Below are 26921 nucleotides of genomic sequence, written 5' to 3'. Positions count from 1 at the left end.
GAGGGGCAGTGGGAGACGTGCCAGCCCTGCTCGTTCTCCGCGTTCCAGATCGGCGGCGGGAACAACGACCAGAACCCCACCAAGATCATCGAGATCCCCCACCTGCTGTCCATCCTCGCGACGGGGACCTGGAACGGCGAGGTGCAGGGCATGAACGAGCTGAACGCCCAGTACCAGGAGGAGTACGGCCCCGGCGACTACGTGCCGAACGTGTTCATCCAGTACTGGTCGATGCGCGTCATGGCCTACCTCGGCTCGCTGGCGGCGCTCGTGGCCCTGTGGGGCCTGTGGCTCGTCTGGCGACGACGACTACCCACCGCTCGGGCGTTCCTGTTCGTCGCGACGTGGGCCGTCGCCTTCCCGTTCCTGATGAACACGGCCGGCTGGATGCTCACCGAGAACGGTCGCCAGCCCTGGATCGTCCAAGGCCTGATGCTCACCAAGGACGGCGTCTCGACGTCCGTCGGGAGGACCGAGCTGATCATCAGCATCGCCGTCTTCTACGGCATCTTCCTGCTCCTCGGCGCCGTCAACGTGTTCCTGATGATGCGGTACGCGCGCCGCGGCCTCGAGCTCGAGGAACCCGAGGAGCACGTCGACGACGACCAGCCCCGCGTCCCCGCCCTGACGTTCTGAGGAGGTGTCCGATGACCCTGCCTGACCTGTGGTTCGTGATCATCGCGTTCCTCTGGACCGGCTTCTTCGTCCTGGAAGGGTTCGACTTCGGCGTCGGCATGCTCCACAAGGTGGTGGGCCGCACCGACACGGAGCAGCGCGTCGCGATCAACTCCATCGGACCTTTCTGGGACGGCAACGAGGTGTGGCTGATCGTCGGGGCGGCGGGCATCTTCGCCGCCTTCCCCGGCTGGTACGCCACGTGGTTCTCGGCGATGTACCTGCCGCTCGTCCTGCTCCTCGTGGCGCTCATCGCCCGCGGCGTCTCGTTCGAGTTCCGCGGTCGGATGGAAGCGACACGGTGGCACCAGACGTGGTCGTGGAGCCTGACGCTCGGCAGCCTGCTGTGCCCCCTGCTGCTGGGGGTGGCGCTCGGCAACCTGCTCGCGGGCCTGCCCGTCGACTCCACCGAGGAGTTCACGGGCTCGGTCACCGACACGGTCACCGGCTACGGCCTGCTCGTCGGGCTCACGCTCACCGCGCTGTGCGTCCTGCACGGGGCCACGTTCCTCGCCATGCGCACCACGGAGCATGTGCGCACCCGGGCGCAGCGCGCCGCGAACGTCGCGCTGGTGCCGGCGGTCCTGCTGCTGCTCGCGTTCGCCGTCGCGACCCCCGCCGTGTCCGGCGCCCCCGCGCTGCGCGGCACCGTGCCGCCCGTGCTCGCGGTCGTCGCGGTCCTCGCCGCCGCGCTGCTGGTGCGGGCACATCGGGACGGCTGGGCCTTCACCGCCACGGCCGTCGCGATCGCCCTGACGGTCGTGACCCTGTTCGCCAACCTCTACCCGAACGTCCTGGTCTCCAGCACGTCGGCGGCCGACAGCCTGACCGTGACGAGCACCGCGTCCGGGCCGTACGCGCTCAAGGTCATGACGGTCGTCGCGCTCGTGCTGGTGCCGCTGATCCTGCTCTACCAGGGCTGGTCGTACTTCGTCTTCCGCCGACGTGTCGTGGGCCCGCCGACGGCTGAACCACCGGACCCGGCCTCGGGTCCGTCCGCACCCCTCGACGAAGGAGCACTCACATGAGCCTGCACGGGAAAGTGGCCATCGTCACGGGCGGCAACAGCGGCATCGGCAAGGCCGTCGTCCTTGCGCTCGCGGAGGCGGGGGCGAACATCGTCATCGACTTCGTCGCCCACCCGGAGGCCACCGAGGAGCTGGAGCGGCAGGTGCACGCCCTCGGCGACCAGGCCATCGGGGTCGACGCCGACGTCAGCAAGGTCGCCGACCTGGAGAGGCTCGTCGCCCGGACGGTCGAGGCGTTCGGCCGGCTCGACATCATGGTCAACAACGCGGGCATCGAGACGCGCACGTCGGTCCTCGACACCACCGAGGAGCAGTACCAGCGCGTCATGGACATCAACCTCAAGAGCGCGTTCTTCGGCACCCAGATCGCTGCCAAGCAGATGATCAAGCAGGGCACCGGCGGCCGGATCATCAACATGACCTCGGTGCACGAGGACTGGCCGATGCCAGGGAACACCGCGTACTGCCTGTCGAAGGGCGGCATGCGGATGCTCACCCGGACGGCGGGCGTCGAGCTGGGACCGCAGGGCGTGCAGGTCGTCGGCGTCGGACCGGGCGCCGTCGCGACGCCCATCAACACCTCGACCATGAACGACCCCGAGAAGATGAAGACCCTCGACGCGGCGATCCCGCTGGGCCGGATGGCCGAGCCCGAGGAGATCGCCAGCCTGGTCGCCTTCCTCGCCGGTGACGGCGCGACCTACCTCACCGCCACGACGGTCTTCGCCGACGGCGGCATCATGCACAGCAGCCCCGGTCTGTGAGGCGGACGAGATGACCGAGCACTACGACGTCGTCATCATCGGGTCCGGCGCCGGCGGCGGGACCCTCGCGCACCGGCTCGCCCCGTCGGGGAAGAAGGTCCTCATCCTCGAGCGCGGCGACTGGCTCCCGCGCGAGCCCCAGAACTGGGACGCGACGGAGACCTTCGTCAAGAACCGGTACGTCTCCAAGGACACCTGGTACGACCACGAGGGCAAGGCGTTCCAGCCGCAGGTGCACTACAACGTGGGCGGCGCGACGAAGTTCTACGGTGCCGCGCTCTACCGGCTGCGGGAGCGGGACTTCGGGGAGCTCCAGCACCACGGCGGCATCTCGCCTGCGTGGCCGGTCGCGTACGACGAGTTCGAGCCGTACTACACGCAGGCCGAGGAGCTCTACCAGGTGCACGGCGCGCGCGGAGAGGACCCCACCGAACCGCCGTCGAGCGGCCCGTACCCGTATCCCCCCGTCTCGCACGAGCCGCGCATCCAGCGGCTGTTCGACGACATGTCGGCGATCGGGCTGCACCCGTTCCACTCCCCCTCGGGCATCATGCTCGACGAGGCGAACCCCGCCTACAGCCCGTGCATCCGGTCCGCGACGTGCGACGGGTTCGCGTGCCTCCTGCACGCCAAGTCCGACGCCGAGGTGATCGCGGTCCGCCCCGCGGTGCTGCACCCGAACGTCACGCTCGTCCGCAACGCCGAGGTCCGCCGGCTCGAGACCGACGACTCCGGTCGCACGGTCACGTCCGTCGTGGCGGACGTCGACGGCGTCGAGGAGCGGTTCTCGGGCGACGTGGTCGTCGTCTCGGCGGGTGCGGCGAACTCCGCGAAGCTGCTGCTCCAGAGCGCCAACGACCGGCACCCGAACGGCCTGGCCAACGGGTCCGACCACGTCGGTCGCCACTACATGTTCCACAACAGCCGGGCGTTCCTGGCGATCTCGATCGAGCGCAACGACACCCGGTTCCAGAAGACGCTCGGGGTCAACGACTACTACTTCGGCGACGAGCACTTCGCGTTCCCCATGGGCAACGTGCAGATGGTCGGCAAGTCGTCCGCACCGATGTACCGCGGCGAGAAGCCCATCGCGAAGCTCGCGCCGCTGTTCGCGCTCGAGGAGGTGGCGGAGCACGCGGTCGACTTCTGGCTGTCGGCCGAGGACCTCCCCGACCCCGACAACCGCGTGACCCTCGGCAACCACGGCGACATCGTGCTGACGTACACGCCGAACAACCGGCAGCCGCTCGACGAGCTGTACAGCCGCGTCAAGCACAACCTCGGGCACCTCGGCATGCACCCGCACCACCTGGTCCCCCGGGACCTGTACATGAAGAACGACATCCCCGTCGCGGGGTGCGCGCACCAGGCCGGCACGGTCCGGTTCGGCGACGACCCCACGACGTCGGTGCTCGACCGCGACTGCCGGACGCACGAGGTGGACAACCTGTACGTCGTCGACACCAGCTTCTTCCCCAGCATCGGCGCCGTGAACCCCGCGCTCACCGCTATGGCGAACGCCCTGCGCGTGGGCGACCACCTGCTCGCCCGGCTCGCCTGACCGCACCCAGGAGGATCACGTGGACTCGAACAGCCCCGCGTCGCCGTTCCCGCCGATCGCCGAGTACGCCTTTCTGTCCGACTGCCACACCGGGGCGCTCGTGGCTCCGGACGGGTCGGTCGACTGGCTGTGCGTGCCCCGGTTCGACAGCCCGAGCGTGTTCGGCAGCCTCCTGGACCGGGGTGCCGGCTACTTCCGGTTCGCGCCGTACGGGATCAACGTGCCGACGTCGCGCGCCTACGACCCGGGAACCAACGTCCTGGTCACCACCTGGCACACGCCGTCGGGGTGGGTCGAGGTCCGCGACGCACTCACGATGGCCCCGCGCACGGGCCCCGACGAGACGACTCCCCACACCAGGCCACCTGCCGACGACGACGCCGAGCACCTGCTGGTGCGCACGGCGACGTGCCTGGACGGGTCCGTGCAGATGGAGCTCCTGTGCGACCCGGCCTTCGACTACGGCCGGACGCGGCAGCCGTGGTCGCTCGAGGCCCCGGGCGCGCACACGGCCGACATCACCGGCGCGGGCGTGTCGATGCGTCTCCACACCGACCTGGCGCTCGGGGTCGACGGCGACGCGCTCCAGGGCCGGCACTCGATCTCCGCCGGCGAGACCGTGTTCTGCTCGCTGTCCTGGGCCACCTCGCTCGACGGCCCGGCCGACGCGGCGGACGCCGTGTCACGGATCGCCGCGACCCGCGACTTCTGGCGACGGTGGCTGGGACGCGCCCGCATGCCTGACCACCGGCTGCGCCCCTACGTCGAGCGGTCGGCGCTGGTCATCAAGGGCCTGACCTACATGCCCACCGGCGCGACGGTCGCGGCGCTGACGACGTCGCTGCCCGAGACCCCCGGGGGTGAGCGCAACTGGGACTACCGCTACACCTGGATGCGCGACTCCACCTTCACGCTGCAGGCCCTGCACTACCTGCTGCTGGACTGGGAGGCCGACGAGTTCATGCAGTTCGTCGCGGACATCGAGCCCAACGAGGACGGTGGGCTGCAGATCATGTACGGCATCGACGGGCGGCGTGACCTCACGGAGACGACGCGCGACGAGCTGACCGGGTACCAGGGCGCGCGACCCGTCCGCCTCGGCAACGGCGCCTTCGACCAGAAGCAGAACGACGTCTTCGGCGCGGTGCTGGACTCGATCCTGCTGCACACCCGGCGCAGCGACCGGCTGCCGGCGCGGCTGTGGCCCGTCGTGAAGGCGCAGGCGGAGTGCGCGGCCGCGATCTGGCAGGAGCCCGACCAGGGCATCTGGGAGGCCCGGGGCAAGCCGCAGCACTACGTCTCCTCGAAGATCATGTGCTGGGTCGCGATGGACCGCGCCGCCCAGCTGGCGGGCATCCGGGGCGAGCCCGACCTGGAGGCGCGCTGGGGCGCCATCGCCGAGGAGATCAAGGCCGACATCCTGGAGCACGGGGTCAGCGACCGCGGCGTGCTGCGCCAGCACTATGAGACCGATGCGCTGGACGCGTCGAACCTCCTCGCGGCGCACTTCGGCCTCCTGCCCGGGACCGACGAGCGGCTGCACGCCAGCGTCCTGGCCATCGCCGACGAGCTCTCCGAGAACGGGTTCGTGCTGCGGTACAAGACCGACGAGACCGACGACGGGATGTCCGGCAAGGAGGGCACGTTCGTCATCTGCTCGTTCTGGCTGGTCTCGGCGCTCATGGTGGTCGGCGAGAAGCAGCGCGCGCTCGACCTGATGGAGCGCCTGCTGCGGATCGCCTCACCGTTCGGGCTGTACGCCGAGGAGTACGAGGTGGACGCCGCGCGGCACCTGGGCAACGTCCCCCAGGCGTTCTCGCACCTCGCCCTCATCGAGGCCGCGGCACGGATCATCCTCGCCGAGCGCGTCGAGGAGATGTCGCTGTGACCGATGTGCTGGTTCTCGGTGGCGGCCTGGCGGGCGTCGCCGCGGCGCAGACCCTCGGCGAGGCGGGGATCCGCACGACGCTGGTGGACCGCACGGACTACCACCAGTTCCAGCCCCTGCTCTACCAGGTGGCCACGTCGCAGCTGCCTGCCGAGGACGTCGCGCGCCCGCTGCGCACGATCTTCGCGGACGTGCCGAGCGTCGACGTCGTCCTCGGGGCCGTCGCGTCGGCGTCGCTCGCCGACCGCACGCTCGTTCTCGACGACGGGACGTCGCTGACGGCCGAGCACCTCGTCCTCGCCGCGGGCGCGCAGCCGAACTTCTTCGGCATCCCGGGCGCGGCGGAGCACGCGTTCCCGCTGTACTCGGTCGCCGATGCCGAACGCCTGCGCCTGCACCACCGCGCCCTGGTCGAGGAGGCCCTCGTGGGCGACACCGGGTCCCGCGACGTGGTCGTCGTCGGCGGCGGACCCACGGGCGTCGAGGTCTCCGGCGCCCTCGCCGAGCTCGTCGCCGCGCTGCAGGCGCACGGCCGGATGCCCGCCGACGCCCGGGTGCACCTGGTCGACCGCGGGCACGCGGTGCTCGGCCAGTTCTCGACGCGCGCGCAGGAGTACGCCCACAAGCACCTCGAGAAGGCCGGTGTCGATCTTCGCCTGGGCGCCGGCGTCAAGGAGGTCTTCGTGGACGCCGTCGAGCTCGACGACGGCACCCGCCTGCCCACCCGGACCGTCATCTGGGCCGGTGGGGAGTCCGCCGCCACCATCGCGCAGGCCGCCGGCGCGGCGACGGGACGCGGGGGGCGGATCGACGTCCGCCCGGACCTCAGGGTCGAGGGGTACCCCGGGGTCTGGGCGGTCGGCGACGTGGCGAACATCCCCTCGGGCGCGAGCGCCTATCCCCAGCTCGGGTCGGTCGCGCAGCAGTCGGGACGGTGGGCGGCGCAGAACATCCTGCGGTCCACGCAGGGCGACGACCTCGCGCCGTTCCACTACAAGGACAAGGGCATCATGGCGATGATCGGCCGCAACGCCGCCGTCGCCGAGGTCGGCGCCCACCGCCACGAGGTCGACGGCCCGATCGCGTTCGCCGCCTGGCTCGGGGTGCACGCGATGCTCCTGAGCGGCGTGCACAGCCGCACCGACGCGTTCCTCAGCTGGGCCTGGGACTACTTCGACCGCGACCACGCGGCGACCGTCGAGTCGCACGACGCACCGCGCCGGATCGCGTGGGGCGACGACACCGACGACGTACCCCACATCGACCTGGGACGCTGACCCGTCCAGGCACCCTTGTGCTGCGCCCGGAGACCGGTAGCGTGCTCGACGTGGGGGAACGTCCCGTTTTGCACGGTTCATCCGCCGCTGAGCGGCAGTCGGCGATCCCGCAGGGCCCGGAGCACCCCGTGGTGCGCCGGCATCGCGCCGGGGTCGGGCTGGTCGCCCGCGGTGAGCTGGTCGACGCCCTCGTCGACTCACCCGCGCGGGTCGTCGCGATCGTCGCCGGTCCCGGCTTCGGCAAGTCGGCGGTGCTCGGCCAGTGGGCGGACCGGTTGGCCGGCGCAGCGGTGTGGCACACCTGCACCGAAGCCGACAACGACCCCGCCACCCTCCTGGCAGCGATCGGCAGCGCAGCCGGTGCGGGACCGGGCATCGTCACCGTCGCGGGCCTCGTCCGGGCCCTTGCCCCCTCCCCCGCGAGCACGCTGCTGGTCGACGGCGTCGAGGCGATGACCTCGGCGGCGAGCCTCAACGTGCTGACCGACGTCATCGACCGACTGCCGGACACGTGGCGGGTGGGCTTCACCTCCCGGGCGCGACCCCGCCTGCCGATCGCGCGCCTGCGCGCCGCAGGCGACCTGCTGGAGCTCGGCCCCGCCGAGCTGTCCTTCGACCCCGACGAGACCGCCCAGGTGCTGGCACGGTCCGGGATCACCCTCTCGCCCACCGCGACGGACGAGCTGCTCGGTCGTACCGAGGGCTGGCCGGTCGCGGTCTCGCTCGCGGGGATGGCGCTGCGCGCGGACGGCACCCGGACGTTCACGGGCGACGACGTGTTCATGCGCGAGTACCTGCGCACCGAGGTGCTCGCCGGCCTCCGGGGTCGTGACACCACGCTCCTGGTGCGCTGCGCGATCCTCGACGAGCTGTCCGGACCGCTGTGCGACGCGGTGCTGCGGGCGCGCTCCTCCGGCGCGGCGCTGGAGCACCTGGCGGCGCACGGGGTCATCCAGCAGGTGGGCCGCGACGGCGACCGCTACCGGTGCCACCCGCTCCTGCGCGACCTGCTGAGCGCCGAGCTGCACCGCAAGGAGCCCACGCTGGTGCCCGAGCTCCACCGTCGTGCCGCCCGCTGGTACGCCGACGCCGACGTCCCCGACCAGGCGATCGAGCACGCGCACCTGGCGGGCGACGTCGCCGAGCTCACGCGGCTCGTCCTCGCCTGGTCGCAGCGCACCTGGGCCAGCGGTGGCATCGACTCCGTCCACCGGTGGATGTCGTGGCTCGAGGAGGCGGACGACGTCCGCGCCTTCCCGGCGATCGCGGCGCACGCAGCGCTCATCTTCGCGCTGGTCGGCGAGCCCGGCCGTGCCGAGTGGTGGTCCGCGATCGCGAAGGGGGTGCCCGCGACCGGCACGCTCTCCGACGGCAGCACGGTCGAGGGGACGCTCGCATACCTGAAAGCGATCGAGGCGCGGCACGGCACGGCACAGATGCGCCGCGACGCACGCGTCGCGTGGGAGGGGTTGTCACCCGCGAGTCCGCTGCGCGCCACGATGCGCCACACCGAGGCGCTCGCGGATCTGCTCGACGGCGACCTCGACCACGCCGACGACCTCTTCGTCGAGGCGCAGGAGGCCGCCGAGGTGGCGGGCATCGGCCCGCTTCTTGCGATGGTCCTGTGCGAGAGGGCGTCGATCGCGGTCGAGCGGGGCGACTGGTCGTCGGCCGAGAGCGCTGTGCGCCGAGCGACGTCCATCGTCACCGACGGCGACTACGGCTCCTACTGGTCGAGTGCGCTCGTGTTCGCCTGGGCCGCCCGCGTCGCTGTGCACCTCGGCCTGCGCTCGGAGGCCGTCGAGCACACCCGGCGCGCCCTGGCCCTGAGTCCGCTGCTCACGTACGCCTTGCCGGTCGTCTCCGCGCAGGCCCTCCTGGCGACGGCCCAGGCGTCGCTCGCCCTGGGCGACCATCACAGCGCCACCGCGACCGCGCGGCAGGCAGAGGAGATCGTGCGCCGCAGGCCGGGGCTCGGCGACCTGCCGGACCGTGCCGCGACGCTCGTCGCCGTCCTGCAGGAGACGGTGAGCCGCCGCCGACCCGACACCCTCACGCCCGCCGAGGTCCGGCTGCTGCCGCTCCTGGCGACGCACCTCACGTTCCCCCTGATCGCCGAACGCCTCGGCATCTCCCGCAACACCGTCAAGACGCAGGCGATCTCGACGTACCGCAAGCTCGGCGTGTCCTCGCGCAACGAGGCCGTGGCGCGCTGGGAGGTGCTGGACGGCCCGTAGGAACTCGTCCCGCGGTCGATGTCGAGATCGTCGGGGCGGCTCCGACCACCTCACGAAGGGACGCAGGGCACCAGGCTTCGCGTCACACACTCCGGAGGCACCGCGATGAGCATCAGCCCGTTCCTGTGGTTCGACGACCAGGCCGAGCAGGCCGCCGAGCGCTACGTCGAGATCTTCCCCAACTCGCGCATCCTGTCGGTCGCCCGGTACCCCGAGGGCGCCCCGCAGGCCGGGACCGCGCTGACCGTGAGCATGGTGCTGGACGGCCAGGAGGTCCAGGCCCTCAACGGCGGGCCGGCGTTCCCGTTCACGGAGGCGTTCTCGTTCGCCGTCTCCGTCCCCGACCAGGCCGAGTGCGACCGCGTCTGGGACGCGCTGATCGCCGACGGTGGCGAGCCGGGCCGGTGCGGCTGGCTCAAGGACCGCTGGGGCCTGTCCTGGCAGGTCGTCCCCGCTGCGCTCCCGGAGCTGCTGGGCGACCCGGACCCCGGCCGCGCCAGCCGCGCGATGAACGCGATGCTCACGATGAACAAGATCGACGTGGCGGCCCTGCACGCGGCGGCGGACGCGACGGCGTAGCCAGAAGACGTCGTCCTGCCCAGCAGGACGAAGTCTTCGGGTTACCGGCCCAGCTGGGCCAGGCGCGGGACCGCGGGGGCGACCGTGTCCTTGACCCACGCCGACAGGCTCGTGTCCGCCGGGGTGAGGATCACGGACTCCACGCCGAGGGCGTCGTAGGCGCGCATCTCCTCGACGAACCCGTCGACGTCCCCGGCGAGCAGCCGCTCGCCGCGGGACAGCATGGTCACGCGGATCTCGGCCGGGTCCCGGCCGAGGTCCGCACAGTGGGCGCGCAGGACCTCGAGCTTGTGCGCGACCTCGTCGGGCGTGGAGGTGAACAGGTTGCACGCGTCCGCGTACTGGGCGACCAGGCGTAGGGTCTTGCGCTCGCCGGAGCCGCCGACGAGGATCTCGGGCCGGGTCAGCGGCTGCGGCGAGCACAGGGTCTGGGCCAGCTGGTAGTGCGTGCCGTCGTAGGGTCCGTCGTTGGTCGGGTCCCACATCTGCCGGCAGATCTGCAGGGTCTCCTCGAGGCGCTCGAACCGCTCGGACAGCGGCGGGTACGGCACCCCCATCGCGCGGTGCTCCTCCTCGTACCAGGCGGCTCCGATGCCGAGCGTGGCGCGGCCGCCGGAGAGCACGTCGAGGGTGGCGTGGATCTTCGCCAGCAGCCCTGGGTGCCGGTAGGTCACGCCCGTGACCAGCACGCCCAGCTGCACGTCCGACGTGACACCCGCGAGGTAGCCGAGCGTGGTGTACGCCTCGAGCATCGGGTCCTCGGCCGGGAAGCCGGCCGCGACCATCTGGAAGTAGTGGTCCATCACGGACACCCAGGCGACCCCGGCGTCCTCGGCGGCGCGGGCCGCGTCGGCCAGCTCCTGGCGCAGCGCGGCGGGCTCGACGGAGTCGAAACGGTAGAGGTGGACGCCAACGCGCACGAGGGGCTCCTTCGGCTGGGGGTGTCCGGCCACCCTGCCGCTTCGAGTGCGCTCGAAGTCAAGCGACCCAGTCGGACAGGACCAGCAGGACCACGTCGACCGCGGCGACCGCGATGGCGAACGCGAACGGCAGGCGGTGGCGACCACCGCCGAGCGCGAGCACCGTCCCCACGATGGTCAGGCCGACGGCGGCGACGAGCACCGCCGCGGCCGCCGCTCGTGGTGGGCCAGGAGGTGCCAGGACGACCAGGAGCGTCGCACCGACCAGCGCCAGGGCCGTCCCGATGCTCGTCGCGGTCCCGCCCACCCGGTGCGGGAGGCCGCGGACCCCGGTGGCCTGGTCGTCCTGGAGGTCCGGCACCACGTTCGCCCCGTGCGCGCCGATCCCGAGGAGGGCGCCCGCCGCCATGGCCCACCAGGCGGCGACCGGCGAGCCGGGCAGCGCCAGCGCGATCGCCAGCGGCAGGAACCCGAACGAGAACGCGTAGGGCGCCCACGACCAGACGGTGCTCTTGAGCCGGACGTTGTAGGCCCAGGCGGAGGCGACCGTCGCCAGGTGCACCACGCCCGGGCGCCAGCCGAGCGCCAGCGAGAGCACCACGCACGACGCGGCCGCGACCAGCGCCGCGGCGCGGACCGTCCCCACCGCGAGCCGCCCCGCGCCCACGGGCTTGTCGGTGCGACCGACCGCCGCGTCCCGGTCCGCGTCGATCCAGTCGTTGGACCAGCCGACGGAGAGCTGACCGGCCAGGACCGCGGCACCGACCAGGGCCGTCGTCGACGGGGGCGCGTCGGCACCCGCGGCCATCGCGATCGCGAACACGGTCACCGCGACGGCCGGGCCCGGGTGGCATGCGAGCGCGAGGTCGACGACGAGCGACTGCCGCAGTCTCGTCCCCACGTGCCACCTCCGTCTCGACGCGCCATCGTCGCAGGTGGGTGAAGGTTCGGCGCGACACCCAGGACGCGTGCCGGACGTGCGACCGCGTGGCACGATGCCCGGATGGCGCGCATCGCCGCAATTGCCCCCGTCCTTCCCCGCCACGCGCACGCCCAGAGCGAGATCACCGCCGCGATCGCCCCGCTGCTCACCTCGGACCCTCGCCGCCTGGCGACGATCGAGCGGATCCACGCGGCCACCGGCATCGAGACCCGCCACCTGGCGCTGCCCCTCGACCAGTACGCCGACCTGACCAGCTTCACGGTCGCGAACGACACGTTCATCCGCGAGGGGACGTCGCTGGCGGCGCAGGCGTGCCGGCAGGCGCTCGACGCGGCCGGGCTGGGCGCGCAGGACGTCGACTACCTGCTCGTCACGACCATCACCGGCATCGCGACCCCGTCGCTCGACGTGCTCCTGGTCGAGCGGCTCGGGCTGCGCCCGGACGTCAAGCGGGTCCCGGTGTTCGGGCTCGGGTGCGTCGCGGGGGCCGCAGGCATCGCCCGGGTGCGCGACCACCTGCAGGGCCACCCGCAGGACGTCGCGCTGCTCGTGTCGGTCGAGCTGTGCTCGCTGACGCTGCAGCACGGTGACGACTCGATGGCGAACATCGTCTCCAGCGGGCTGTTCGGCGACGGCGCCACGGCCGTCGTCATGGTGGGCAGCGACCGGGTGGACGACGTGCCCGCCGGCGTCGACGTGGTCGACTCGCGCAGCGACCTGGTCCCCGGCACCACGGACGTGCTCGGCTGGGACATCGGCGGCAGCGGCTTCCGGATCGTGCTCGCCGCGAGCCTGGCGGACATCGTCGAGCAGAACCTGGGCCCCGGGGTCGCCGACCTGCTCGCCGCGCACGGCCTCAAGGTCGCGGACGTCGGCACGTGGGTGGCGCACACCGGCGGACCGCGCATCCTGCGTGCCGCGGCGAGCGCGCTCGAGCTGCCCGACGAGGCGTTCGCGGCGAGCTGGCGGTCCCTGGCGCGCGTCGGCAACCTGTCGTCGTCGGGGGTCCTGCACGTGCTCGCCGACGAGCTGGCGACCGGGGGGCAGATCCCCGGGTCTGCCGGTGTGCTGTTCGCCGTCGGTCCCGGGGTGTGCACCGAGACCGTCCTGCTGCGCTGGCCCGAGGAGTCGTAGGTGAGCTGGTACGACTGGCTGATCGTCGTCGTCGCGTTCGAGCGCCTGGCCGAGCTGATCGTCTCCCAACGGCACGTGACCTGGGCGTTCGCGCACGGTGGCATCGAGACGGGCAAGCGGCACTACCCGCCGATGGTCGCGCTGCACACCGGGCTGCTCGTCGCGTGCGTGGTCGAGGTGCACGTGGCGGACCGGCCGTTCGTCCCCGCCCTGGGGTGGACCGCGCTGGCGTTCGTCCTCGCCGCGAACGCGCTGCGCTGGTGGTGCATCGGGACGCTCGGCAACCAGTGGAGCACCCGGGTCATCGTCGTGCCGGGTGTCGCCCTGGTCCGCCGCGGCCCGTACCGCTGGCTGAGCCACCCGAACTACGTCGCCGTCGCCGTCGAGGGTGCCGCCCTCCCCCTGGTGCACACCGCGTGGGTCACCGCGATCGCGTTCACCGTGCTCAACGCCGTGCTCCTGCTCGGCTTCCGGATCCCGACGGAGGAGCGCGCGCTCCGTTCCGTCAGCCCGGCCGCGGCATGACCCCCGACGCCGACCTGCTGGTCATCGGCGGCGGACCGATCGGCCTCGCCGCGGCCATCGAGGGTCGGCTCGCCGGGTTGTCCGTCATCGTCGTCGAGCCGCGCGCCACCCCCGTGGACAAGGCGTGCGGCGAGGGCCTGATGCCGGGCGCGGTCGCCGCCCTCGCCCGCCTCGGTGTCGATCCCGCCGGCCACACCCTCACGGGGATCCGGTACGTGCGCGGCGCGCGCACCGCGGACCACCTCTTCACGGAGTCACCCGGGCGTGGTGTCCGGCGGACCGTGCTGCACGCCGCCCTCGCCCGGCGCGCCCAGGAGCTGGGCGCCGTCGTCGTCCCCGGCCGGGCCGGCGCGGTCGACCAGGACGGGTCCTCCGTCTGGTGCGCGGGGCTCCGGGGACGCTGGCTCCTCGCCTGTGACGGCCTGCACTCGACCGTGCGTCGACAGGTCGACCTGGCGACGCACCAGCGTGCGCGGGCCCGCCGCCTCGGGGGGCGCCGACACTGCCGGGTGGCACCGTGGACCGACCTGGTCGAGGTGCACTGGGGGCGGTCCGTCGAGGCGTACGTCACCCCGGTGGCCGACGACGTCGTCGGCGTCGCGCTGCTGGGCCCCGCTCACCACGACTACGACCGGACGCTCGACTCGTTCGTCGCCCTGCGCGGCCGCCTCGGCGATGCCGACCGGCTCGGTCCCGCGCGCGGTGCCGGCCCGCTCTACCAGCGCAGCCAGCGCCGCACGGCCGGGCGCGTGCGCCTCGTCGGGGACGCGTCGGGCTACGTCGACGCCCTGACCGGCGAGGGGGTACGCGTCGGGCTCGCGCAGGCGCACGCCGCCGTCGCCACGCTCGGCGACGACGTCCGCCGCTCCAACGCGGCCTACGAGAAGGCGTGGACCGCCGCCACCCGCGACTACCGGGTGCTCACGCGCGGCCTGCTCGCCGCCGCCGGGTCGCCCCTGCGCAGCGGCATCGTGCCGCTGGCCGTCACAGCACCCGGCCTGTACGGCGCCGTGGTGGAACGCCTCGCGCGCTGAGTCAGGACACGAACTCGGCCGGCCCGGCAGGAGCCAGCGCGCTCGCGATCCGTGCGTGCATCTCGTCCGACATCGGCGGCAGCGCGTCGAGGCCGAACCAGCCCGCCTCGGTGTTCTCGCCGTCCGCCGGGAACGGCTCCCCGGACACGTAGCGGAACCGGAACGTGTGGTCGAGGTACTGCGCGCGGTCCCCGTTATCGTAGACCATCGGCGGCAGCACGTGCACCCACGTCAGCCGCTCCGCGACCGCGACGACCGACGCCTCCTCCAGCACCTCTCGAGCGCCCGCCACGGCAGGCTCCTCGCCCGGGTCGATGATCCCCGTCACGGGCGTCCAGGAGCCGTCGTCCGCGCGCTTGACCAGCAGGACCTCGTCCTCCCGGACGACGACGGCGGTCACGCCCATCAACCACAGGTCGCCGTGACCGACCGCGGCACGCAGGGTCAGGATGAACTCGGGGATCGGCACGGCCCGATCGTAGGTGACCCGCGTTCGGCGGTCGGGCGCGCACGGGAGACAATGGTCCGTCGCCGATCGAGAAGGACCTGAGCCGTGAACCAGCCCCGCATGAACGTCGAGTCGTTCAACCTCGACCACCGGACCGTCGCCGCGCCGTACGTGCGCCTGGCCGACACCAAGCAGCTGCCCGCCGGGGACGTGATCCAGAAGTACGACGTCCGGTTCACGCAGCCGAACGTGGCGCACCTCGAGATGCCGACGGTTCACTCCCTCGAGCACCTCTTCGCGGAGCACTCCCGCAACCACTCGGAGCGCGTCATCGACTTCTCCCCGATGGGCTGCCAGACGGGGTTCTACCTGATCCTGCAGGGCGAGTGGGCCTACGACGACGTGCTGGGCCTGGTCCAGGACACGCTCACGGACATCACGACCGCCACCGAGGTGCCGGCCGCCAACGAGGTCCAGTGCGGGTGGGGCGCCAACCACACGCTCGCGGGTGCCCAGGAGGCGGCGAAGACGTTCCTGGCCGCCCGCGACGAGTGGGCGACCGTCACCGCATGATCGCCGTCGACGCGGTCATCGTCACCGCGATGCCCGACGAGTCGGCCGCGTTCCTCGCGCTGGCCGACGTCGTCGGGGACCCCACCGCGATGGGTCACGCCGAGCACCGCCTCCTCACCGTCTGCGGCCGGCAGGTCCTGCTGGTCCAGTGCGGGATCGGCCTGGTGAACTCCGCCACGGCCGCCGCCGTCGCCATCCAGGGAACGCACCCGCGCGCCGTCATCAGCGCCGGCAGCGCGGGCGGCGTCGGGCTCGACGTGCGGGTGGGGGACGTCGTGGTGGGCTCGGAGTACCTGTACTCCGGTGCCGACGCGCGCGCGTTCGGCTACGAGCTGGGCCAGGTCCCGGGCATGCCCGAGGTGTACGAGGCCGAGCAGATCCTGCACGACGCCGCCGTGACCGCGTCCGTCGACCTGCGCGTCCTGACCGGCACCATCCTGTCCGGCGACGCGTTCATCGACGGCAGCCGTATCGACCGGATCCGTGCGGCGTTCCCGGCGGCGATGGCGACCGACATGGAGTCGGCGGCCCTCGCCCACACCGCGCACCTGTACGGCGTGCCGTTCCTGTCGGTCCGCGGCATCTCCGACCTGTGCGGCCCGGTGGCGGGAGCGGACTTCCTCACGCACGTGGACGACGCGGCGGAGCGATCCGCGGCCGTCGTCATCGAGGTGCTCCGACGGCTGGCCGTCGGCGACATGGCCCACGCACGCTGACCGTCCCCTCTCACCAGGAAGCGACCCGATGACCCAGAACCACGCCGTGCGCGTGCACCCGAGCGCCGACCGCCTGGCGCGCACCGACCAGCTGGCCTGGGCCATCGCGCAGGTCGCCGCCGACCCCGTCGAGGTCCCGGACGACGTGGTGGACATGATCATCAACCGCGTGATCGACAACGCGGCCGTCACGGTCGCGTCCCTGACGCGCACTCCCCCGTCGACGGCCCGCGCGCAGGCGCTCGCGCACCCGTACGCGGGCTCTCGCCACGGGGCGACGGTCTCCGGGGTCGAGCCGGGGACGCGGGTCTCGCCGGAGTGGGCGGCGTGGGCCAACGGGGTCGCGGTCCGCGAGCTCGACTACCACGACACGTTCCTCGCGGCCGACTACTCGCACCCGGGCGACAACATCCCGCCCATCGTCGCGGTCGCGCAGCACACCGGTCGCGACGGGGCCGCACTGGTCCGCGCGATCGCCACGGGCTACGAGATCCAGGTCGACCTGGTCCGTGCGATCAGCCTGCACGCGCACAAGATCGACCACGTCGCCCACCTGGGCCCGTCGGTGGCCGCCGGTCTGGGCACGCTGCTCGACCTGCCGCCCGAGGTGATCTTCCACGCGGTCGGCCAGGCGCTGCACACGACGACGGCCACGCGGCAGTCGCGCAAGGGCGAGATCTCGTCGTGGAAGGCCTACGCCCCGGCGTTCGCGGGCAAGGTCGCCATCGAGGCCGTGGACCGGGCGATGCGCGGCGAGACGTCGCCGACGCCCATCTACGAGGGCGAGGACGGCGTCATCGCGTGGCTGCTGGACGGCCCCGACGCCGCGTACGACGTGCCGCTGCCCGCCCCCGGCGAGGCCAAGCGCGCGATCCTCGACACGTACACCAAGGAGCACTCGGCGGAGTACCAGTCGCAGGCCCTCATCGACCTGGCGCGCGGCCTGCACCACGACCGTCCGGACCTGACCAACCCGCACAACGTGGCGTCGATCGTCATCCACACCTCGCACCACACGCACTACGTGATCGGCTCCGGCGCGAACGACCCGCAGAAGTACGACCCGACGGCGTCGCGCGAGACGCTCGACCACTCGATCCCGTACATCTTCACGGTCGCGCTGCAGGACGGGACCTGGGACCACGTCGCGTCCTACGCCCCCGACCGGGCCGCCCGGGCGGACACCGTCGAGCTGTGGCAGAAGGTCACCACGACCGAGGACCCCGCGTGGACCGAGCGGTACCACTCGAGCGACCCCGCGCAGAAGGCGTTCGGCGGCCGCGTCGAGATCACCACCACCGGCGGCGAGGTCGTCGTCGCGGAGCTCGCCGTGGCCGACGCCCATCCGCTGGGCGCCCGGCCGTTCGCCCGCGAGCAGTACGTGGCCAAGTTCCGGTCGCTCGCGGCCGGGGTGCTCGCGCAGGACGAGATCGAGCGGTTCCTCGACGTCGCACAGCGGCTGCCGTCGCTGACCGCCGACGAGCTCGCCGGCCTCACGGTCGTCGCCCCCGCGGGGCTGCTCGACACGGTCAGCACGCCGGAAGGACTGTTCTGATGCTCTACGCGACGACGACGCCCGCCGACAAGAGGGTCGCCCTGCGCGACGCGCTCGCGTCCGGGCGGCTGCTGCGGCTGCCCGGCGCGTTCAACCCGCTGTCCGCGCGGCTGATCGAGGCCAAGGGCTTCGACGGCGTCTACGTGTCCGGGGCCGTGCTCGCCGCCGACCTGGGCCTGCCGGACATCGGCCTGACGACCGCCACGGAGGTCACGCAGCGCGCCGGGCAGATCGCGCGGATGACCGGCCTGCCCGCGATCGTCGACGCGGACACCGGGTTCGGTGAGCCCATGAACGTGGCGCGCACCGTCCAGGGCCTCGAGGACGCCGGGCTCGCCGGCTGCCACATCGAGGACCAGGTCAACCCGAAGCGCTGCGGGCACCTCGACGGCAAGGCCGTGGTCGACGACGACACCGCGCTCAAGCGCATCCGGGCGGCCGTCGACGGTCGCCGGGACCCGAACTTCCTCATCATCGCCCGCACCGACATCCGGGCGGTCGACGGCCTCGCGGTGGCGATCGACCGGGCCAAGGCACTGGTCGACGCCGGCGCCGACGCGGTGTTCCCCGAGGCCCTCGCCAGCGCCGACGAGTTCGCGGCGATGCGCGCGGCGGTCGACGTGCCGCTGCTGGCCAACATGACCGAGTTCGGCAAGGGCGAGCTGCTGACCGCGCGCCAGCTCGAGGACATCGGCATGAACATCGTCATCTACCCGGTCACGCTGCTCCGGCTGGCCATGGGGGCCACGATGGCGGGGCTCGACACCATCCGCACCGAGGGCACCCAGGAGTCCCTGCTGGGCCGCATGCAGACGCGCGCCGAGCTCTACGACCTGCTGGACTACGAGGCCTACGGTCAGTTCGACGACAACGTGTTCAACTTCAGGCTCTGAGCTCTTCTGGCAGGCACAGCGTCCGAGGAAGTGGCCGCCCGAGCGCGCACATCCTCGGACGTCCCGATCCGTCAACGACGATGGAGGCACCCCGCATGACCGAGTCCGACGTCCAGATCCACAAGGGCCTCGCCGGCGTGGTCGTCGACACCACCGAGGTCTCCTCGGTCGACGCCGCGAGCAACTCGCTGCTGTACCGCGGCTATCCCGTCCAGCAGCTCGCGGCGAAGTGCTCGTTCGAGCAGGTCGCGTACCTGCTGTGGCACGGCGAGCTGCCCACCCCTGACGAGCTGGGGCAGCTGCAGCAGGACGAACGCTCGCAGCGCGCGCTGGACGACGACGTGGTCGCCGCGGTCCTGTCGCTGCCCACCACGTGCCATCCGATGGACGTGGTGCGCACGGCGGTGAGCGTGCTGGGCGCCCACGACCCGACGGCCGAGGACTCGTCGCGCGAGGCGAACCTGGCCAAGTCGGTGCGGCTGCTCGCGCAGCTGCCGGGCGTCGTGGCGCTCGACCAGCGCCGCCGCCGCGGGCAGGACCCGGTGGCTCCGCGCGACGACCTGGGGTTCGCGGAGAACTTCCTGCACGTCACGTTCGGCGAGGTGCCGGACCCCGTCGTCGTGAAGGCGTTCGAGGTGTCGATGGTGCTGTACGCCGAGCACTCGTTCAACGCCTCGACGTTCACGGCGCGCGTCATCGCCTCGACTCTGTCCGACCTGCACTCCGCGGTCACCGGCGCGGTCGGCGCGCTCAAGGGTCCGCTGCACGGCGGCGCCAACGAGGCGGTCATGGCCACGTTCACCGAGATCGGCACCGCGGACCGCGCGGCCGCATGGCTCGACGACGCCCTGGAGAGCAAGCGCAAGATCATGGGCTTCGGCCACCGCGTCTACAAGCACGGCGACTCCCGCGTGCCGACGATGCGCGAGTCGCTGGTGAGCCTGGTCGAGCACTACGACCGGCAGGACATGCTCGACCTGTACGACGCGCTGGAGTCCGCGATGACCGAGCGCAAGAACATCCTGCCCAACCTCGACTACCCCACCGGGCCTGCGTACCACCTCATGGGCTTCGACACCCCGACGTTCACGCCACTGTTCGTCGCCAGCCGGATCACCGGCTGGACGGCGCACGTGATGGAGCAGCTGGGTGCGAACTCGCTGATCCGTCCGCTGAGCCAGTACGTGGGCCCGGCGCGGCGAGACGTCCCATAGCCGACACGACGGAACGGTACGGACGCCGTGCGGGTCAGGTCGAGGCGATCGGTCGCCCGACGGTGAGGGCCTCCCGCATGGGCGCGTCCAGCACCCGGTAGGCAGCGTCCGGTTCCGCGCCCACCGCCTCCAGGACCGTGCTGAAGAAGCACCGCGCGGCTGCGGCGAGCACCACGTCGAGGACCTCGTCGTCCGTCCACCCGAGGGCGCGCAGCTCGTCGAGGTCGGTCGGGTGCATGTCCGCCGCACCCGCGGCGACCTTGCCGGCCAGCCGGGCGACCGCCTGGTCGACCTCGGTCAGCTCGGGCGAGTCCTCGCCGTCCGCGAGCGCGCGCACCGCGTCCGGGCTCATGTGCGCGCTCGCCAGGACCTTCCCGTGCGCCAGCGCGCAGTAGCTGGACCGCAGCCGGAGCGCCGCCGCGGTCGTGGCCACCTCGTAGCGCCGCGGGTCCATGCCCTTGATCGCCCCGTTCAGGCCCTGCCACGCCCGCAGGACGGCGGGTCGGTGCGCGAAGACCCGCGTGTAGTTGGCGACGTGGCCCAGGGACGACCTGTCCTTCTCGAACGCCTCCGTCACCTCGCCCGTGGGGTCGTCGTCCGGCGTGGCGTCCTGGATCCAGCTCATGGGCCGATCATGGCGGTGCCGGTCCGTCGGCGTCGAGCACGGCGGATCGTCGTTGCCGTCGCGAACAACGCTGTGTGGTGCAACCTCGTCTGCCGGTCCGCGGGTCTGCCCACCGTCCTGCGTCACGGCGCTCCCCCGGTCGCGTCGGGTTCGAGCCCGTCGGGCCGCTGCGGGTCTGGGTCCGCTGACGGCTCACGGCTCGATCTCGAACCCCGTCAGACCCTCCGGCGCCTCGTCGACGACGTCGATGCTCGAGACCTGGGCACCCCCTGGGCCGGACCGGCACCAGGCGACGAGTGCCGCGACCGCCTCGTCAGGGCCTTCGGCCACGGCCTCGACAGCTCCGTCGGCCCGGTTGCGCACCCAGCCGTGCACGCCGAGCCGGCGCGCCTCACGCGACAGCGACCACCGGTAGCCGACGCCCTGCACCGTCCCACGGACGACGAGGTGCCGGCGGATCACGTCGCGTCCCCGGCGTTGCTGTGCTCGGCCGGCCCGAAGACGACGAGCACGTGCAGGTCCTCGGCGACGTAGGTGCCGACGCTGAGGTCGGGGACCCGCAGGTGCTCGGTGCAGGCGGCGGAGCCCCGCCGCCCTGCGCCGGTCAGGAGGTGCATCCGCCCAGTGTGGCCGTCGGGGTTGCCTCCGGCGACCCACCCGGACGACCTGGGCGGCGGGCACGTCGCCTGGACCGGCGAGCCGACGGATCCGGGGCTGCCGGTGGTGCGGGACACGTGGGTCGGGTACCCGACCGGTCGCTGCACCAGGGAGGATGGGCGGGTGACTTCCCCGAGCGTGACCCCTGCCGACCGAGCCGACACCGTCCGGCGCTTCCGGACCGCCCTGTTCGTCGACTTCGACAACGTCTACATCGGGCTGCAGCGCCTCGACCCCGTGGCCGCGGAGGCGTTCGCCACCAACCCGGCCCACTGGCTCGGCGAGCTGGAGTCCGGGACCGACTCCGAGGGCGACTTCACGCGGCGGTTCCTCATCCGTGCGTGCTACCTGAACCCGTCGCGGTTCTCGCAGTTCCGCCCCAACTTCACGCGCGCCGGCTTCCAGGTGGTCGACTGCCCGTCGCTGACGCAGCAGGGCAAGAGCAGCGCCGACATCAACCTCGTCCTCGACGCCGTCGACGCGCTTGACGCGCCGACGCACTACGAGGAGTTCGTCATCGTGTCCGCCGACGCCGACTTCACTCCCCTGGCCCTGCGCTGCCGCGCGGCCGACCGTCGGGTCACGATCATGACCGCCAGTCCTGCTGCGAGCGCGTACCGGGCCGTCGCCGACTCCGTCATCACGGCCGACCAGCTGGCGGACCTGGTGACGCACACGGCGTCGGCGCTGCCGGTCGAGAACGTGGTCGTCGAGCCCTCCGTCGTCGTGGAGCCGCCCGCGGCCACGACGCCGCCCGCCCGCGCCAAGAAGGCGGCGCCGGAGCCCGCCGTCGCCGCACCGCCGGCCACCTCCGCGGCGCGCAAGGCCGTGCTCCAGCGCGTGCAGACGGCCGACCGCCCGGTGCCGCTGGGCACCGTCGCGCAGCTGGCGCAGAAGACCGAGCCGTCCCTGCCGGAGACGCGGTGGGCGGGCTCCGGTGGGTTCCTGCCCTGGCTGGCGAAGGTCGTCCCCGAGGTCGGCGTCTCGTCGCGTCCGCCGGGCTGGGTGTGGGACACCACGCGGTTCGGTGAGGCGGACCTGCCGGGTGCCGCCACGGACACGGCTCCCAGCGCGCTGCAGAACCAGGTGGTCGCGGTCACCGACACGCCCGGCCTCAGCCAGTCCACCTACCGCGTCCTGCTCACGGCGCTCGCGGCCGACCTCGCGGCCCAGCCGTTCGACCGTGCCGAGACCTCCCGACGCGTGCGCGACGCGTGCCAGAAGGCGGGCGCCAAGATCGGCCGCTCGACCGTCAACTTCGTCATCGGCGGCATCATCTTCGCCGGGCTGCGGCTCACGTCGTCGGTCACTGCGCGCGACCTTGCGACGGCGTGGGCCGACAACGTCGTCGGGCTGTGCCGGGGCGCGCGGATGCAGATGAGCACCGGCGACGTCGCGGCGATCCGCTCCTGGGTGGGCGGCGGCCTGCTGGAGGGCTGACTAGCGGTCGTAGTCGAAGCGCAGGCGCATGCGGTCGCCGCGGAAGACGATCGACGAGTACTCGAACGGGCGGGACAGCGCGTCGGAGATCACGTCCTGCAGCTGGAGGGCCGGTTCGCCGCGCCGCATTCCCAGGTGCTTGGCGTCCTCCGTGCTGACGGCGACGGCCTCGAGCTCTTCGTGGACGCGCTTCATGGGCAGGCCGTAGTGCTCCTCGAGGACGACGCAGAGCTGGTTGGCGACGACGTCGTGCCCGTCCAGACCGGGCGCCAGGCGGGCCGGCACGTAGGAGCGGTGCAGGCTGATCGGCTCCCCCTGGACGGAGCGGACGCGGACGATCACGTACGTCTCGTCACCCTCGCCGAGCGCGAGGCGTTCGCGGACCCCGGACGACGGCGTCTCGAGCCCGACCGAGACCAGCCGGGTGGACGTCTCGTAGCCGAGGCCCTCGAGCTGCTCGCGCACCCCCCGGTAGGCCGGCGAGACCGCGTTGATCTTGGGCGTCGCGACGTAGGTGCCCTTGCCCGGCACGCGGACCAGCAGGCCGTCGCCGACGAGCTTGGTCAGGACGCCCCGAACGGTCATCCGGCTCAGGCCGTAGATCTTGTTGAGCTCGTTCTCGGACGGGATGCGCTGGCCCGGCAGCCACTCGCCGCTGGTGATCCGGGTGTGCAGGATCTGCTCGAGCTGCGCGTAGAGCGGCACCGCCGACTCGCGCTGCAGGACGTCCGTCATGGGGCACAGGGTTTCACGGATCTCGCCTGCCTGGTCGTGCATGAGTAGACCTGTCTAGACTGCCGAAGGTCGGGACGATGCCGTTCCGACGACGCAGGGCCGCCTCCCGGGAGGGCTGGGCACATGATCTCGTCGACGCTGGCGATGACGCGGACCGCTCGCGAGCAGGGCTACGCGGTGCCGGCGGTGAACATCCTCGACGACCTGTCCCTGCGCGCCGTGGTCGCCGCAGCGGTCGCCGCGAGCTCGCCGCTGATCATCCAGATCTCCGTCAAGACGGTCCGCTCGATCGGGACCGACCTCGTCACGACGATGTTCCGGCACGCCGCAGCCGACGTGCCGGTCCCCGTCGCGCTGCACCTCGACCACTGCCCCGACCGGGCCGTCATCTCCGACGTCGTCCGCGCCGGGTGGTCGTCGGTGCTCTTCGACGCCTCGGACCGGGACCTGGCGACGGCCGAGCGGGAGACCGCCGAGGTGGTCGCGGAGGCGCACGCCGCCGGGGTCGACGTCGAGTCGGAGATCGAGAACATCATCGGCGTCGAGGACGGGGTCGGGTCCGACGTGAGCCTGCACTCCTACGACGTCGAGACCCTCGCGGCTGTCGCGGAGCGCACGGGGGTCGACCTGCTGGCACCGCAGCTCGGCACCGCGCACGGCGAGTACAAGGCACAGCCGGTCCTGCTCCCCGAACGCGTACGCGAGCTCGCCGCGCTGACCGACCGCCCGATCGTGCTGCACGGCGGTACCGGGCTGTCCGCCGAGGACTTCGCCACGTTCATCGCCGCGGGCGTCTCCAAGATCAACATCTCCACCGGCGTGAAGGTCGCCTACATGCGCTCGGCCGAGCAGCACCTCGCCCGGGCGCGGGCGACGGACAGGTGGGACCCGCCGTCGATGTTCCGGGACATCTCCGCCGCCGTGCAGGCCGCGATCGCGGTGCACCTCGAGGAGTTCGGCTCCGCAGGGAAGGCTGGTCGATGAGCCCCACGCTGATCTTCGACTGCGACGGCGTCCTCGCCGACACCGAGCGCGACGGGCACCTGCCCGCGTTCAACCAGACGTTCGCCGAGGCCGGCCTCCCGATCCACTGGAGCGAGGAGGAGTACGGGCACCTGCTGGCGATCGGTGGCGGCAAGGAGCGCCTGGCGACCGTGTTCACGCCCGTGTTCGTCGAGACCGCGCACCTGCCCGCCGATCCCGACGAGCAGCGGGACCTCGTCGCGCGCTGGCACAAGGCCAAGACGGCCCACTACACGGCGATGGTCGCGGACGGCGTCCTGCCCGCGCGGCCGGGGATCGCACGGATCGCCGCCGAGGCGTCCGCGGAGGGCTGGGGGCTCGCCGTCGCGTCGACGTCGGCCGAGGTGTCCGTCCGCGCGGTGCTCGAGCACGCCGTCGGCGCCGAGCTCGCCGCGCAGTTCACCGTGTTCGCCGGGGACGTCGTACCCGCCAAGAAGCCTGCCCCCGACATCTACCTGCTCGCCCTGAAGGAGCTCGGTGTCGGCCCGGAGGAGGTCGTCGTCGTCGAGGACAGCGCGAACGGCCTGCGCTCCGCGCTCGGCGCCGGGCTGCGCACGGTCGTCACCGTGAGCAGCTACACCGCCGACGAGGACTTCACCGGGGCGGCGCTCGTCGTCAGCTCGCTCGGCGACCTCCCCGACGACCCCGCCACCGTCCTGAGCGACCCCCACGGCATCGCCGTCGACGGTCAGGTCGAGCTGTCGCACGTCGAGCACCTCCTGCACACCCCCTGACCACCTCGCAGAAGAGAGCGACCGCCGTGTCCGATGCCCGTGTCGAGTCCGTCGTCCGCACCCTCACCGAAGGCTGCATCGAGAACGAGAAGTACTTCGGGGACCTCGACTCGGTCGTCGGCGACGGCGACTTCGGGTTCTCGCTGGCCCGCGGGTTCGAGAACGTGCTGGCCCAGTGGGACACGTTCGACCGCTCCGACACCGGCACGTTCCTGCAGAAGGTCGCCGTGGTCATGTCGGGCCGGATCGGTGGCACGTCCGGGCCGATCTGGGGCACCGCGTTCCTGCGCGCGGCGGGTCAGGTCAAGGGCAAGCAGGAGCTCACCGGCGACGACGTGGTCGCGATGCTGCGGGCCGCGATCGAGGGGATCAAGGCGCGCGGCGGCGCGGACCTCGGCGAGAAGACGCTGCTCGACGCGCTCGCGCCGATGACCGACACGATCGAGCGGGAGCTCGCGGCGGGGTCGGCACCCGCGGACGTGGCGAAGGCCGCGGCGGTCAGCGCCCGCAACGCCGCGGAGGCCACGCGGCCCATGCAGGCCCGTCGCGGACGCGCCTCGTACACCGGCGAGCGCAGCATCGGGTCGCTGGACCCCGGTGCCGTCGCCGTCGCCGTGCTGGCGGAACGCGTCGCCGACACCTGGTGACGCACACACGTCCGCGCTCCGGGGGGCGACGCGGCGGCAGGTCGACCGATCACGACGATGTGGAGGAATGACTGATGAAGAAGTTCGTCAACGACCCGTTGAACTTCGTCCCCGAGATGCTCAAGGGCATCGCCCTGGCCAACCCCGAGACCCTCCGGTACGTCCCCGAGTACAACCTGATCATGCGGGCCGACGCCCCCAACCCCGACAAGGTGTCGATCATCCAGGGCTCCGGGTCCGGCCACGAGCCGGCGCACGTCATGGTGGTCGGCAGGGGGATGCTCGACGGGGCGTGTCCCGGCGACGTGTTCGCCGCACCGCCGATGGAGTACGTGCTGGAGACCGCGAAGCTGCTGGCCTCGGACAAGGGCGTCCTGCTGCTGGTCAACAACTACACGGGCGACAAGATGGCCTTCGAGATGGCCGCCGAGCTGGCGGAGGCCGAGGGACTGAACGTGCGGACGCTGTTCATCAACGACGACGTCGCCGTCAAGGACTCGACGTGGACCGTCGGCCGGCGCGGCGTCGCGGGGAACTTCTTCGTCATGAAGGCCGTCGGCGCCGCCGCGGAGGCGGGCGCGTCGCTGGACGAGCTGGTCCGGATCGGCGAGAAGGTCAACTCCGTCACGCGGACCATGGGCATCGCCCTGACCCCGTGCACACCGCCCGCCAAGGGCTCCCCGCTGTTCGAGCTGGCCGACGACGAGATGGAGGTCGGCGTCGGCATCCACGGCGAGCCCGGCCGCCGTCGCGCGAAGCTGGTCAGCGCAGACGAGATCGTCGACGAGCTGCTCGGCGCCGTCGTCCCCGACCTGCCGTACTCCTCGGGCGACTCCGTCGCGCTCATGATCAACGGCCTCGGCGGCACCCCGATCAGCGAGCTGTACCTGCTGTACGGGCTGGCGCACGAGAAGCTCGACGCGCAGGGGATCACCGTCGGCCGCAGCTACGTGGGCGAGTACTGCACGTCGCTCGACATGGCGGGGGCGTCCCTCACGCTGGTCCAGCTCGACGACGAGATTACGGAGCTGCTGCTGGCTCCGGCCGAGATCGCCAACCGCGTGTTCTGAGCCCCCAGGGCCGGCCGTGGGCGCTC

General features: G+C 72.3%; 28 protein-coding genes. 21 read left to right on the top strand and 7 right to left on the bottom strand.

Annotation, left to right across the window (positions count from 1 at the left end):
• The 8 genes from ACXJKF_RS18775 to ACXJKF_RS18740 form a co-directional block, all read left to right on the top strand.
• A partial coding sequence (locus tag ACXJKF_RS18775; protein WP_456789242.1) for a cytochrome ubiquinol oxidase subunit I occupies positions 1-636 on the top strand: 636 nt, incomplete at its 5' end.
• 11 nt (positions 637-647) lie between these two features.
• A complete protein-coding gene (cydB, locus tag ACXJKF_RS18770) occupies positions 648-1703 on the top strand; it encodes a cytochrome d ubiquinol oxidase subunit II (RefSeq protein WP_456789241.1) in 1056 nt (351 codons plus the stop codon).
• On the top strand, positions 1700-2467 hold the full coding sequence (locus tag ACXJKF_RS18765; RefSeq protein ID WP_456789240.1) for a glucose 1-dehydrogenase: 768 nt from the start codon (positions 1700-1702) through the stop codon (positions 2465-2467). Before cydB ends, ACXJKF_RS18765 begins: the two co-directional genes overlap by 4 nt.
• Before the next feature lie 10 nt (positions 2468-2477).
• The gene (locus ACXJKF_RS18760) at positions 2478-4028 is read left to right on the top strand and encodes a GMC oxidoreductase (RefSeq protein WP_456789239.1); all 1551 of its coding nucleotides are present in this window, start codon (positions 2478-2480) and stop codon (positions 4026-4028) included.
• A 19-nt stretch (positions 4029-4047) separates the two neighbouring features.
• Positions 4048-5916: a glycoside hydrolase family 15 protein gene (locus ACXJKF_RS18755; RefSeq protein WP_456789238.1), complete on the top strand. Its 1869-nt coding sequence runs from the start codon at positions 4048-4050 to the stop codon at positions 5914-5916.
• Complete coding sequence (locus ACXJKF_RS18750) at positions 5913-7193, top strand: NAD(P)/FAD-dependent oxidoreductase (RefSeq protein ID WP_456789237.1); 1281 nt, start codon at positions 5913-5915, stop codon at positions 7191-7193. Before ACXJKF_RS18755 ends, ACXJKF_RS18750 begins: the two co-directional genes overlap by 4 nt.
• Positions 7194-7321: 128 nt before the next feature.
• Positions 7322-9430 carry a LuxR C-terminal-related transcriptional regulator gene (locus ACXJKF_RS18745; protein WP_456789236.1) on the top strand — a complete coding sequence of 703 codons (2109 nt, stop codon included), beginning with the start codon at positions 7322-7324 and terminating at the stop codon, positions 9428-9430.
• Positions 9431-9535: 105 nt separating this feature from the next.
• A complete protein-coding gene (locus tag ACXJKF_RS18740; protein ID WP_456789235.1) occupies positions 9536-10009 on the top strand; it encodes a VOC family protein in 474 nt (157 codons plus the stop codon).
• 41 nt (positions 10010-10050) lie between these two features.
• On the opposite strand, the gene ACXJKF_RS18735 is transcribed toward ACXJKF_RS18740, so the two are convergent.
• Positions 10051-10929 carry an LLM class F420-dependent oxidoreductase gene (locus ACXJKF_RS18735; RefSeq protein WP_456789234.1) on the bottom strand — a complete coding sequence of 293 codons (879 nt, stop codon included), beginning with the start codon at positions 10927-10929 and terminating at the stop codon, positions 10051-10053.
• Positions 10930-10987: 58 nt separating this feature from the next.
• Positions 10988-11830, bottom strand: a complete 843-nt coding sequence (locus ACXJKF_RS18730; RefSeq protein ID WP_456789233.1) for a UbiA family prenyltransferase — start codon at positions 11828-11830, stop codon at positions 10988-10990.
• 102 nt (positions 11831-11932) lie between these two features.
• Here ACXJKF_RS18730 and ACXJKF_RS18725 point away from each other — a divergent pair, with 102 nt between their 5' ends.
• Genes ACXJKF_RS18725 through ACXJKF_RS18715 form a run of 3 tightly spaced genes read left to right on the top strand, consistent with a single transcriptional unit; the run spans position 11933 to position 14565 of the window.
• Positions 11933-13006, top strand: a complete 1074-nt coding sequence (locus tag ACXJKF_RS18725; RefSeq protein ID WP_456789232.1) for a type III polyketide synthase — start codon at positions 11933-11935, stop codon at positions 13004-13006.
• Positions 13007-13531, top strand: a complete 525-nt coding sequence (locus ACXJKF_RS18720; protein WP_456789231.1) for an isoprenylcysteine carboxyl methyltransferase family protein — start codon at positions 13007-13009, stop codon at positions 13529-13531.
• Positions 13528-14565 (top strand): NAD(P)/FAD-dependent oxidoreductase, encoded by a 1038-nt coding sequence (locus tag ACXJKF_RS18715; protein WP_456789230.1) that lies wholly within the window; start codon positions 13528-13530, stop codon positions 14563-14565. The genes ACXJKF_RS18720 and ACXJKF_RS18715 overlap by 4 nt, the downstream gene beginning before the upstream one ends.
• A gap of 1 nt (position 14566) precedes the next feature.
• Here ACXJKF_RS18715 and ACXJKF_RS18710 read toward each other — a convergent pair whose 3' ends face one another.
• Entirely contained in the window at positions 14567-15034 is a 468-nt protein-coding gene (locus ACXJKF_RS18710) for an NUDIX hydrolase (RefSeq protein WP_456789229.1), read from the bottom strand.
• 99 nt (positions 15035-15133) lie between these two features.
• Here ACXJKF_RS18710 and ACXJKF_RS18705 point away from each other — a divergent pair, with 99 nt between their 5' ends.
• The 5 genes from ACXJKF_RS18705 (at position 15134) to ACXJKF_RS18685 (ending at position 19964) form a co-directional block, all read left to right on the top strand.
• Positions 15134-15586 carry an S-ribosylhomocysteine lyase gene (locus ACXJKF_RS18705; RefSeq protein ID WP_456789243.1) on the top strand — a complete coding sequence of 151 codons (453 nt, stop codon included), beginning with the start codon at positions 15134-15136 and terminating at the stop codon, positions 15584-15586.
• Positions 15583-16302 carry a 5'-methylthioadenosine/S-adenosylhomocysteine nucleosidase gene (mtnN, locus tag ACXJKF_RS18700; RefSeq protein ID WP_456789228.1) on the top strand — a complete coding sequence of 240 codons (720 nt, stop codon included), beginning with the start codon at positions 15583-15585 and terminating at the stop codon, positions 16300-16302. The genes ACXJKF_RS18705 and mtnN overlap by 4 nt, the downstream gene beginning before the upstream one ends.
• A 28-nt stretch (positions 16303-16330) precedes the next feature.
• A complete protein-coding gene (locus tag ACXJKF_RS18695; protein WP_456789227.1) occupies positions 16331-17857 on the top strand; it encodes an MmgE/PrpD family protein in 1527 nt (508 codons plus the stop codon).
• Entirely contained in the window at positions 17857-18750 is an 894-nt protein-coding gene (gene prpB, locus ACXJKF_RS18690; protein WP_456789226.1) for a methylisocitrate lyase, read from the top strand. The genes ACXJKF_RS18695 and prpB overlap by 1 nt, the downstream gene beginning before the upstream one ends.
• A gap of 95 nt (positions 18751-18845) precedes the next feature.
• Positions 18846-19964, top strand: a complete 1119-nt coding sequence (locus ACXJKF_RS18685) for a bifunctional 2-methylcitrate synthase/citrate synthase (protein ID WP_456789225.1) — start codon at positions 18846-18848, stop codon at positions 19962-19964.
• Between the two features lie 34 nt (positions 19965-19998).
• Here ACXJKF_RS18685 and ACXJKF_RS18680 read toward each other — a convergent pair whose 3' ends face one another.
• The 3 genes from ACXJKF_RS18680 to ACXJKF_RS18670 form a co-directional block, all read right to left on the bottom strand.
• Complete coding sequence (locus ACXJKF_RS18680) at positions 19999-20589, bottom strand: carboxymuconolactone decarboxylase family protein (protein WP_456789224.1); 591 nt, start codon at positions 20587-20589, stop codon at positions 19999-20001.
• Between the two features lie 192 nt (positions 20590-20781).
• On the bottom strand, positions 20782-21051 hold the full coding sequence (locus ACXJKF_RS18675; protein WP_456789223.1) for an acylphosphatase: 270 nt from the start codon (positions 21049-21051) through the stop codon (positions 20782-20784).
• Positions 21048-21206 carry a hypothetical protein gene (locus tag ACXJKF_RS18670; protein WP_456789222.1) on the bottom strand — a complete coding sequence of 53 codons (159 nt, stop codon included), beginning with the start codon at positions 21204-21206 and terminating at the stop codon, positions 21048-21050. The genes ACXJKF_RS18675 and ACXJKF_RS18670 overlap by 4 nt, the downstream gene beginning before the upstream one ends.
• Before the next feature lie 163 nt (positions 21207-21369).
• On the opposite strand from ACXJKF_RS18670, the gene ACXJKF_RS18665 reads away from it, so the two are divergent.
• Complete coding sequence (locus tag ACXJKF_RS18665) at positions 21370-22686, top strand: NYN domain-containing protein (protein WP_456789221.1); 1317 nt, start codon at positions 21370-21372, stop codon at positions 22684-22686.
• On the opposite strand, the gene ACXJKF_RS18660 is transcribed toward ACXJKF_RS18665, so the two are convergent.
• The gene (locus ACXJKF_RS18660) at positions 22687-23421 is read right to left on the bottom strand and encodes a GntR family transcriptional regulator (RefSeq protein ID WP_456789220.1); all 735 of its coding nucleotides are present in this window, start codon (positions 23419-23421) and stop codon (positions 22687-22689) included.
• A gap of 123 nt (positions 23422-23544) precedes the next feature.
• On the opposite strand from ACXJKF_RS18660, the gene ACXJKF_RS18655 reads away from it, so the two are divergent.
• From ACXJKF_RS18655 to dhaK, 4 genes are all read left to right on the top strand, one after another.
• Entirely contained in the window at positions 23545-24405 is an 861-nt protein-coding gene (locus ACXJKF_RS18655) for a class II fructose-bisphosphate aldolase (protein WP_456789219.1), read from the top strand.
• The gene (locus ACXJKF_RS18650) at positions 24402-25178 is read left to right on the top strand and encodes an HAD-IA family hydrolase (protein WP_456789218.1); all 777 of its coding nucleotides are present in this window, start codon (positions 24402-24404) and stop codon (positions 25176-25178) included. Before ACXJKF_RS18655 ends, ACXJKF_RS18650 begins: the two co-directional genes overlap by 4 nt.
• Positions 25179-25204: 26 nt before the next feature.
• On the top strand, positions 25205-25825 hold the full coding sequence (dhaL, locus tag ACXJKF_RS18645) for a dihydroxyacetone kinase subunit DhaL (RefSeq protein WP_456789217.1): 621 nt from the start codon (positions 25205-25207) through the stop codon (positions 25823-25825).
• Positions 25826-25899: 74 nt separating this feature from the next.
• Entirely contained in the window at positions 25900-26895 is a 996-nt protein-coding gene (dhaK, locus tag ACXJKF_RS18640; RefSeq protein WP_456789216.1) for a dihydroxyacetone kinase subunit DhaK, read from the top strand.
• Positions 26896-26921 lie beyond the last annotated feature (26 nt).

The sequence above is a fragment of the Cellulomonas sp. P5_C5 genome (assembly GCF_054049655.1).
This window is presented reverse-complemented; position numbering and strand designations above follow the sequence as displayed.